Source organism: Solihabitans fulvus (assembly GCF_008386585.1).
GTDB lineage: Bacteria > Actinomycetota > Actinomycetes > Mycobacteriales > Pseudonocardiaceae > Solihabitans > Solihabitans fulvus.
On record NZ_VUOB01000096.1, the window covers coordinates 1 to 9,127 of the forward strand.

Consider the following 9,127-nt stretch of genomic DNA (forward strand, 5'->3'; position numbering starts at 1 on the left):
TCACACGAGCACCGAAGCCGTAGATATTAGGCAAAACGCCCGGTACTGACCAGCATGAACGCTAAGTAAGTGGCATTGCCCAGGGGGACTGCCCTTGGCCAGCCTATCGATGATCACTAACGGGGGCACAACGAGTTGCCGCTGCCTGTGGATAACTCGATATCGGTCGCTCACCACTGCCCGAAGTGGATGACGTCGGCGTCCGGGCGGAGCGGGACTATCGGACGTGCTGGGTAAGGCCGAACAGAGCGCCGGTGGGATCACGCATGACCACGTCTCCGTTGGAGGTGTGGCGAACGTCGGTCGCACCGAGCTGTCGGGCCAGCTTGGCGTCGGCGGTGAGCCTGTTGCTGGCGAAACTGATCAGCCAGAGTGATCGCTGCGCCGTTGGCTTGCATGGCGGCGTGCCGGTGGCGGCGATGGAGTTGTCCGGCAACCGGAACTCGGTGTGCCGGGGGTTGGAGTTCCAGTGCAATGCCGGTCGGTAGAAGGCGGCGGCATGCGCGGAGTCAGCGGTGAGAAGGCTGATGCGGGCGAAGGTCCCCGGTTCGTGGTTCAGCTGCATGCCGTCATGGGTTCCGGGTTGCCAGAGTGACAATGGCGCGCCGACGGGGTCGATCGTGACGGCGGCGAGGCCGAGCGTCCCGACTTGGGTCGGCGCCACGATGATCCGGGCACCCAGGTTCGTGAAGCGGGTGGCGGTGGCCTGGATGTCCGACACGGTGACGTTGGTCGTCCAGTAGGGCGCGCCGGCGTCCTCGGCGGGCCCAAGGGCGGCGACAAGATGTCCGCGTAGCGTGCAGAGCCAGTAGCCGTTGGAGTCCGGTTGGGCGACGGTCCAGCCGAACAGCGCGGTGTAGAACGCCGTCGTCGTTGCCATGTCGGGGGTGCCGAGGTCGATCCAGCTCACGGTGTTCTCGGGGTGCCGCGTGATGTTCATCGAGATGACTTTCCGTTGAGGCCGCCTCGCCCCGGCGGTGGAGCGAGGCGGTGTTCAGCACCGACGTGGCGGCAACCTGCGGTGTCAGGCGTAGGTGTCAGGCGTAGTAGGGCGAGTTCAGGTCGATACTGGCGTCCTTGACGATGTCGCCGTCGAACAGTCGTGTCGTTGCCGGGGCTCCGGCCCGGCGGGCTTCGTCGGCGAAAGGGCCCTGAGCGAAGGCCAGGGCGTTCTGGGCGCTGTCGAACTCGTAGAAGCCGCCGATGGTGTGCGTTCCGATGCCGGACAGCCACGTCTTGCGGATCAGGCCCGGCGCGGTCTTCAGCGCCGCGTTGATCTGGCGCCAGTCGAACTGATCGAACGGCACTGCTGACTGGATCTCGGTGTAGAGAAACGTCTTGCCCATCACGAACCTCCGATTTCGGGGGCTGTCCAGCTCGCCCTACTAGTACGTACGTCCTAGCGAGATGAGCATGGACTAGGATGTCCGTACTAGTCAAGGGGGTCGCGATGGCCGCGGACACCAAGTCCCGCATGATCAGCGCAGCAATCGGACTGCTACAGCGCCACGGCCTGGCCGCGATGTCCTTCACCGACGTCCTGGCCGAGAGCGGTGCCGCGCGCGGAGCGATCTATCACCACTTCCCGGGCGGCAAACAGCAGCTCGCACTCGAAGCCGCCCGCCGCAACGCCGAAGATGTCCGCAGCCACCTGCACGAACTGCCGGCCAGCACGCCACGCGAAGTCGTGGAGGCGTTCCTTGGCAGCGTGCGCCCCGTGGTGCAGGCGTCCGCCGGGGGCGGCGGCTGCGCAATCGCGGCGGTCACCGTCGACGGCGGTGCGGCCATCGCCGACCAGAGCAGCCTGCGCACTGTCGCGGCCGAAGCATTCACCGGATGGGGCAGCGAGCTCGCCGGAAAACTCACCCACGCCGGAATGAGCCCGTCCCAGGCCGCTGATCTGGCCACCCTCATGATCGTCACACTCGAAGGCGCCCACATCCTGTGTCGCGCCGAAGGCAGCATCGCCCCCTTCGACAGAGCTGCCGCGGCCCTGCTCTCCGGCCTCCCGAACTCGTGTTGAACCGGTGCCGGAACACGACAACGTGGCGCGCCGACACGATCAGGCTTCTGCCATGGCCGTCACGGGGGGCACAACGAGTTGCCGCTGCCTGTGGATAACTCGATATCGGTCGCTTACCACTGCCCGAAGTGGATGACGTCGGCGTCCGGGCGGCGGGCGACGCTGCGCGAGGACGCCTGCTTCGCCGGTGCGGGCTCGTCGCCGTGGCCGATCGCGATCGCGCCGATCGGCTCGTGGTCGGCGGGCACCCCGAACTCCGCCGCGAACCGGGCGACACCCGGCGGGTCGAACCCGAACAGCAGCGCGCCGAGCCCCTCGTCCACGGCGGTCTGGAGGATGAGCATCGCGGCCATGCCGGTGTCGATGTACCAGTACGGGACCGGCCAGTGCGCCTCGTCCCGGTCCGTCCAGCCCTTGTCGGGCCTGGCGTAGCGGTCCAGGTACGCGTCCTTCACCGCGAACGGCACGATCACCAGCGGCGCCGTCCGCGCCGGCTCGCCCGCCCAGTCCACGCCGAGCGCCCAGAACCGGGCCAGATCCTCGCCCCGCAACACCAGGAACGCCTGCCCCTGGGAGAAGCCCGCCGACGGGCCGCGCACCGCGTTGCGCAGGATCCGCCGCACGATGTCCTCGGCCACCGGCTCGTCGGTGAACCGACGCACCATCCGCCGCCGCCGCACCACGTCCTGGAACTCCAACGCCAACCCCCCGCTCAGCCGGAATCCGGTGTCGGGCGGCCCACCTGCGCGCACCCCGCCCACCTATGGCAGACCCCCGCCCACCCAGGGGGCACTGCCCTTGGCCAGCCTACCGAGAGTCGCCGGGCGGGGTCAGAGAATTACGGTTGCCTGTGGATAACTGCTGTGGACAACTCGATGGGCGAGCCCGCGTGGACAACTCAGCGGGGCGAGCCCGCGTAGCGGAACGCGCGCAGCGGTGGTTCGGGCGCGTCGGCGACGCTGACCACCAGCATCAGGCGCGTGTCCTCGGGTTCGACCGCCGTCAGCAGCTCACTGACCCGCCGCACGACCAGCGCGGTGAGCACCGCGACCCCGGCCGCGCACAGGTCGGCGACGGCGTGCAACAGCACCCCGTCGGCCATCGACTGCACGTCGCCGCGCAGGCCCCACAGCAGCGTGCCGGCCAACACGAGGCCGCCGGCGGCCCACGCCGCCCACCACAGCCGCACCAGCCGGGACGGCCTCGGCCGCGCCTCGGCAGGACGGCGCAGCGCGGCGTGTTCCAGCTCGGCCAGCACCGCGCCGGCCACCACCAGGTTCACGCCGGGCACCACGAGGCCGATCAGCGTCTCCCGGTCGGACCGGGACGAGCGATAACCAGCCTGGGCGGCGGCCACCTGGCGCGCCCGGTACAGCCACAACAGGACAAGCAGGATCGCCAGCAGCTCGGCCAGCACCGTGACCACCGACGCGGTCACCACCAGGGCGTCCGAGGTGTCCACCACGCCCTTGTCCAGCGCGCCGTACCGGCTTTGCAGCAGCAGCACGTACCGCCACACCTCGCCGCCCGCCGCGACCACCGCGAGGCCGGCGAGGGTGTACAGCACCAGGGAGGTGAACCTCGCCTGCGTCCGCACCCGGTCGGCCAGGTCGGTCGGCGTGGCCGAGCCTGGCACCGAGGTCGGCCAGCGCCAGGCGACCTGCGGGAAGCCCCAGCGCGGCGGCACCGGGTAGGACGGCGGCCCGAGGTAGCGCTGCGCGCGGTGGACAGGCCGCTGCCGCTGCGCGCCGGGTGGCGGGGTCGCCACCCAGTGCACCCGCGTCGGCTGTCCCGGTCGCACGGCTCAGATCACCTCGGGCTCGGTGTCGGCGATCTCACTGACCATGGGACGCCCGGCGGCCGCCCACTGCGACATGCCGCCGTCCACGTTCACCGCGTCCCACCCGTTCGCGTTGAGGTAGGCGGTGACCCTGGCCGACCGGCCGCCGCTGCGGCAGATGACCAGGACGTCGCTGTCCTCGGGCAGCTCGGCGAGCCGCCCGGCCAGCTCGCCCATGGGGATGTGCAGCGCGTTCGGGGCGTGCCCCGCGGCCCACTCGTCGTCCTCCCGGACGTCGAGCAGCACCCTGCCCTCCGGCAGGGTCTCTGGCACGTCGGACACGGCAACGCTTGGCACCGTCTGCGGGTTCACGCCTGTAGATGCTGCCACGCGGGCAGGTGGGTGTGGCGTGAACCCGCCGACGGACGATCGGTGGAAGGCCCGGTCAGCCGGCCGCCGCGACGGCCAGCCCGAGCTGGGTGAGCTGCGACTCGCTCAGCGGCAGGGTGCCGCGACCGGCGCCGACCCGGTCGGGAATCTCGGGTTGGCGGGGGTTGGCCCGGAAGTCGGGGCTGCCGTAGTTGGCCAGCTCCAGCTCGTAGACCAGGCCCTTTGGGGTGTAGATCCGCATGGCCTGGTTGAGGGACTGGAACGGCGAGCTCGGCCGCACGTCGTAGAGCTGGAGCACGGTGCCGTCCGGCAGCACCTGGCGGCCGGGCGCGGCGCAGTTGCCCTTGTCGAACGCCTGATGGTCGGCCGCCTCGGTCGGGGTGCCCTGGAAGTGGCTCGCGGTGAGCCGAATGCTGCCGGTGCCGTCGTGGTCGGTCACGTCGGCCTGGTAGTCGTGCGCCGGCTGCGTCTGGCCCTTGGTCGGGTCGGGTTCCAGTCGCCGCGCGGCCAGCGAGCCGACCTGCGCCGGGGCGGCTGCCGTGCGCAGCGCGGCCTCGAACGCGGCGCGGAACTGCTCGGTCGGCTCGACCGAGCCGAACCAGTCCCTCGTGTCGTACACGGGAAGGCTGCACATGGGCGTCTTCAGCACGGGCCTGCCCGGGGACATCGTGCTGCTGGTGTCGGGCTGCCAGGTGCCGTACGGCGTCTTCGGCGGCAGGTTCACCTTGGTCCAGCCCGGGACGGCGGGCGCGGTGGTGATCGCCCAGCCCGACGAGGCCGCGCCAGCCTGGTCGGCGGACCCCTGCGCGGCGCCCCGCAGCAGCGTCGCGCCGACGCCGACCCCCACCACCAGCGCAAGCGCGCCTGCGGCGGCAGCGGCCCGGCGCGCGGCTCGCCGCCGCCTGCCGAGGCGGACTACCTCGCCGAGGTTCGGCGACGCCGAGGGGGCCGGTCCGCCGACGGCGGACCGCAGCTCCGCGAGCAGCTTCTGTTCGTCCTCTTCCCACATCACGCACACTCCGGGGTCGTCGCTGTCTGGGGTTCCGCGTCTGCCCGGCGATACGCCTCGCGGAGCGAGTGCAGGCCGCGCGCGGACTGGCTCTTGACCGTGCCCATCGAGCAGCCGAGCGCCGTCGCCGTCTGCTCGACGGACAGGTCCTGGACGAACCGCAGCACCAACACGGCCCGCTGCCTCGGCGGCACCCGGCGGAGCGCGTCGAGCAGCGGCTGGCGTTCGTCGTTGGACGTGGTGTCCTGGTGGAACGGCCGCTCCGGCAGGTCGGCGACGACCTGTTCGCGCTTGCGGCCGCGCCGTTTGCCGTCGAGGAACACCCTGGTCAGCACGGTGCGCAGGTAGGCGTCGGCGTTCTCCCTGCGCACCCGGTGCCAGCCCGCGTACATGCGGACGAAGGCGTGCTGCGCGATCTCCTCGGCGTCGACCCAGTCGACGCACAGCGCGTACGCCGTGCGTCTGGCCGACTCGAAGCGCGTCGCGTAGAACTCGGCGAAGTCGCCGTCGAACCTGGTCACCCGGCACTCCTCCTGCTGTCTGCGGTCCACCCTTCTACGCACTTCCCGACCGTCGGGTTGCACCCGAGGTGTGCACGCCGTGTTCATCGCGGGGTCTGCGCCGCGTTCACCCGGGTTGTCCGTGCTTGTCGACAGTGTCCGAAGAAGTCGCAGGTCACGAACCTAGGAGCACGATGAACAGGATTGGTCGGTTCTGCCGGGGCGCGGTTGTGCTCGCGGTGGCGGCGGTGGCGGTGTTGTCCGGCACGACGAGCGCGGGCGCCGACCCGCTGCCGAAGTCCACTGTGGACGGTTGGCGAGTGGTGGCGCAGCACGAGGTGGACACCGCGACGCAGAACCAGGGTGTCGCGACCGTGCACCCGTGGTTCGGCCGACCCTACGAGTACTACATGGGCAACGCGGCGATCCGGCCGGAGCAGCGCGCGGAGGGCTGGAGCCACGTCGGCGACCCGGACTCGCGGTTCGGCTTCCGTTTCGACGCCTACCAGTACGGCCTGGACAACCCGACCTCGAAGATGTTCCTGGTGACCACGCCGACCGGGCAGCGCTACGAGTACACGCACCCGCTGGCCGCCGGCGAGCAGATGAACAACTCCTACGCCGCGGTGTCCCTGGACGGCCAGTGGCTGGTGTCCGGCGAGTGGGACACCATGAACCACCTGCTGGTGCTGCCGACACCGATCCTCAACCCGGCGACCCCGCGTGCCGGCGGGACGCTGCCGCTGGCCGCGCACATCAACCTGGACCACCCGGTGCGCAACGTGCAGGGCTGCACGTTCGTCTCCGCGCGGCAGCTGCTGTGCGCGACCGACGACGACGGCACCGACCTGTACCCGACCACCAAGCAGCTGCTGCGCATCGACCTGCCGACCGCGCTGCACGGCCGGGACGTGACCGCGCACGTCACCTCGCTGGGGCAGCTGCCGCTGGCCAGCTCCTGCCAGGGCGCCTTCGAGGTGGAGGGCGACGACTACGACGCGTTCACCGGCACGCTGCGGGTGCTGGTGATCCCGCCAGCCCCGTGCGACGCGAAGACCACGGTGTACGAGTTCCGCCGCCGTTGATCCGGAAGTAGCCGGAATCGGTTGGCACAGCCAGAAGGCCACCTCTCGCGAGGTGGCCTTCTGGCTGTGCTGCCGTTTGTGATGTGGCCGGTTGTGTTGCGGCCGTTGGGTTTGCGGGTCGTCAGTGCGCGACGGCCTGTTCGGCACCCGCGCCGGTCAGCGCGCGCACCTCCATCTCGGCGTACTTGGCGTCGTTGCGCTCCTTGGAGATCAGCGTGCCGACGATGCCGAGCAGGAAGGACAGCGGGATGGAGACCAGGCCGGGGTTGTCCAGCGGGAACCAGTGGAAGTCCACGCCCTGGATCATCGACAGGCTCTTGCCGGTCTTCGGGTTCACCGGCTTGCCGGACACCGCTGGCGAGAAGACGATCAGCAGGATGGTGATCGCCAGGCCGCCGTAGATGCTCCACAGCGCGCCCGAGGTGTTGAACCGCTTCCAGAACAACGAGAACAGGATCGTCGGCAGGTTGGCCGAGGCCGCGACGGCGAAGGCGAGCGCGACCAGGAACGCGACGTTCTGGCCGTTGGCGATGATGCCGCCGCCGACCGCGACGACGCCGATCACCACGGCGGTGATCCTGGCGACTCGCACCTCCTGCTGCTTGTCGTCGACCTGCCCCTTCTTGATCACGTTCGCGTAGATGTCGTGCGCGAAGGAGGCCGACGCGGTGATGGTCAGGCCGGCGACGACCGCGAGGATCGTGGCGAAGGCGACGGCCGCGATGAAGCCGAGCAGCACCGGGCCGCCGAGCGCCTGGGCGAGCAGCGGCGCGGCCGAGTTCACCCCGCCGGGCGCGGCGTTGATCTTCGTCGGGCCGACCAGCGCGCCGGCCCCGTAGCCGAGCACCAGGGTGAACAGGTAGAACACGCCGATCAGGCCGATCGCCCAGACCACCGAACGGCGGGCCTCCTTGGCGGTCGGCACGGTGTAGAAGCGCATCAGCACGTGCGGCAGGCCCGCGGTGCCCAGCACCAGCGCGAGGCCGAGCGAGAAGAAGTCGAGCTTGCTGGTGCCGGTGGCGCCGTACTGCTTGCCGGGCCCGAGCAGCGCCTCGCCGGTCTTGCCGGCCTTGTCCACCGCGCCCTGCAACAGGCTGGACAGGTTGAAGCCGTACTTGCCCAGCACCCAGACGGTCATCGCCGCGGCGCCGAGGATCAGCAGCACCGCCTTGATGATCTGTACCCAGGTGGTGCCCTTCATGCCGCCGACCAACACGTAGACGATCATCAGGACGCCGACCACCGCGATCACCGCGGCCTGGCCGCCCTTGCTGCTGATGCCGAGCAGCAGCGCGACGAGGCCGCCGGCGCCGGCCATCTGGGCGAGCAGGTAGAAGAAGCTGACGGCGAGCGTGGAGATCGACGCTGCGGCGCGGACCGGACGCTGGCGCATCCGGAAGCTCAGCACGTCGCCCATCGTGTACTTGCCGGTGTTCCGCAGCAGCTCGGCGACCAGCAGCAGCGCGACCAGCCAGGCGACCAGGAAGCCGATCGAGTAAAGGAAGCCGTCGTAACCGTTGACGGCGATGGCCCCGGCGATGCCGAGGAACGAGGCCGCCGACAGGTAGTCGCCGGAGATCGCGATGCCGTTCTGCGGGCCGGTGAAGGCGCGGCCCGCGGCGTAGTAGTCCGCCGCCGTCTTGGTGTTGCGGCTGGCCCGCAGCACCACGATCAGCGTGATCACCACGAAGCCGGCGAAGATGGCGATGTTCAGCGTCGGGTTGCTGCCCTCGACGCCCTGCGCGAGCACCCTCACTTCGCGGCCCCCTCGATCTCGGTGCGGATCTGCTCGGCGACCGGGTCGAGCTTCCGGTTGGCGTAGCGGACGTACAGCGCGGTGATGACGAAGGTGGACACGAACTGGAGCAGCCCGAAGACCAGCCCGACGGTGATGTTGCCGAAGAGCTTCGTCGACATGAAGCCGTGCGCGTAGTCCGCCAGGAGGACGTAGAGCAGGTACCAGGCGAGGAACACGGCGGTCATCGGAAAGACGAAGGTCCGAAGGCGGTGGCGGAGCTGGACGAAGTCAGGACTGGACTGGATGCGGAGCCACTCCTCGGCATCTGGCGTCCGGTCGGCCGGTGTGCTCTCGGTGGTACTCACTGCCCCTCCCGATGATCGGTTACGCGCGTGAACCGTAGAGAGACGACGTTCACTTGATAAGCCTCCGGACGTGGACTTGCGCCCAGTAGACGGGTGACGCGACGAACGGTCATGTCGTCAGACGAGTACCAGACATTGACAGACGAGTCCGACGTATCACTGGGCCGGAGGACACCATGTCACCGCATCGTGAATCCGGCTACGGAAGGAAACCAACTAGTAGATTGTCGTTGCTTA

General features: G+C 69.7%; 11 protein-coding genes. 2 read left to right on the forward strand and 9 right to left on the reverse strand.

Annotation, left to right across the window (positions count from 1 at the left end):
* Positions 1–217: 217 nt before the first annotated feature.
* Together F0L68_RS39385 and F0L68_RS39390 are read right to left on the reverse strand one after the other, a co-directional pair.
* Entirely contained in the window at positions 218–940 is a 723-nt protein-coding gene (locus F0L68_RS39385) for a VOC family protein (protein WP_223199551.1), read from the reverse strand.
* Positions 941–1,037: 97 nt separating this feature from the next.
* Positions 1,038–1,346, reverse strand: a complete 309-nt coding sequence (locus tag F0L68_RS39390) for a hypothetical protein (protein ID WP_149855030.1) — start codon at positions 1,344–1,346, stop codon at positions 1,038–1,040.
* 104 nt (positions 1,347–1,450) lie between these two features.
* Here F0L68_RS39390 and F0L68_RS39395 point away from each other — a divergent pair, with 104 nt between their 5' ends.
* Positions 1,451–2,023 (forward strand): TetR/AcrR family transcriptional regulator, encoded by a 573-nt coding sequence (locus tag F0L68_RS39395; RefSeq protein WP_149855031.1) that lies wholly within the window; start codon positions 1,451–1,453, stop codon positions 2,021–2,023.
* Positions 2,024–2,136: 113 nt separating this feature from the next.
* On the opposite strand, the gene F0L68_RS39400 is transcribed toward F0L68_RS39395, so the two are convergent.
* The 5 genes from F0L68_RS39400 to F0L68_RS39420 all read right to left on the reverse strand — a co-directional run bounded on the left by F0L68_RS39400 (position 2,137) and on the right by F0L68_RS39420 (position 5,723).
* A complete protein-coding gene (locus F0L68_RS39400; RefSeq protein WP_306463218.1) occupies positions 2,137–2,775 on the reverse strand; it encodes a nitroreductase family protein in 639 nt (212 codons plus the stop codon).
* Positions 2,776–2,921: 146 nt separating this feature from the next.
* Positions 2,922–3,824, reverse strand: a complete 903-nt coding sequence (locus tag F0L68_RS39405) for a DUF4328 domain-containing protein (RefSeq protein ID WP_149855032.1) — start codon at positions 3,822–3,824, stop codon at positions 2,922–2,924.
* 3 nt (positions 3,825–3,827) lie between these two features.
* Positions 3,828–4,175, reverse strand: a complete 348-nt coding sequence (locus F0L68_RS39410) for a rhodanese-like domain-containing protein (RefSeq protein WP_149855033.1) — start codon at positions 4,173–4,175, stop codon at positions 3,828–3,830.
* 73 nt (positions 4,176–4,248) lie between these two features.
* Positions 4,249–5,205: a hypothetical protein gene (locus F0L68_RS39415; RefSeq protein WP_149855034.1), complete on the reverse strand. Its 957-nt coding sequence runs from the start codon at positions 5,203–5,205 to the stop codon at positions 4,249–4,251.
* Positions 5,202–5,723, reverse strand: a complete 522-nt coding sequence (locus F0L68_RS39420; RefSeq protein ID WP_223199552.1) for a SigE family RNA polymerase sigma factor — start codon at positions 5,721–5,723, stop codon at positions 5,202–5,204. Before F0L68_RS39420 ends, F0L68_RS39415 begins: the two co-directional genes overlap by 4 nt.
* A gap of 173 nt (positions 5,724–5,896) precedes the next feature.
* On the opposite strand from F0L68_RS39420, the gene F0L68_RS39425 reads away from it, so the two are divergent.
* Positions 5,897–6,787, forward strand: coding sequence for a hypothetical protein (locus F0L68_RS39425; protein WP_149855036.1), 891 nt, complete (start codon positions 5,897–5,899; stop codon positions 6,785–6,787).
* A 121-nt stretch (positions 6,788–6,908) separates the two neighbouring features.
* On the opposite strand, the gene F0L68_RS39430 is transcribed toward F0L68_RS39425, so the two are convergent.
* Positions 6,909–8,543, reverse strand: a complete 1,635-nt coding sequence (locus F0L68_RS39430; RefSeq protein ID WP_149855037.1) for a monocarboxylic acid transporter — start codon at positions 8,541–8,543, stop codon at positions 6,909–6,911.
* Entirely contained in the window at positions 8,540–8,890 is a 351-nt protein-coding gene (locus tag F0L68_RS39435) for a DUF485 domain-containing protein (protein ID WP_149855038.1), read from the reverse strand. The genes F0L68_RS39430 and F0L68_RS39435 overlap by 4 nt, the downstream gene beginning before the upstream one ends.
* Between the last annotated feature and the right edge of the window lie 237 nt (positions 8,891–9,127).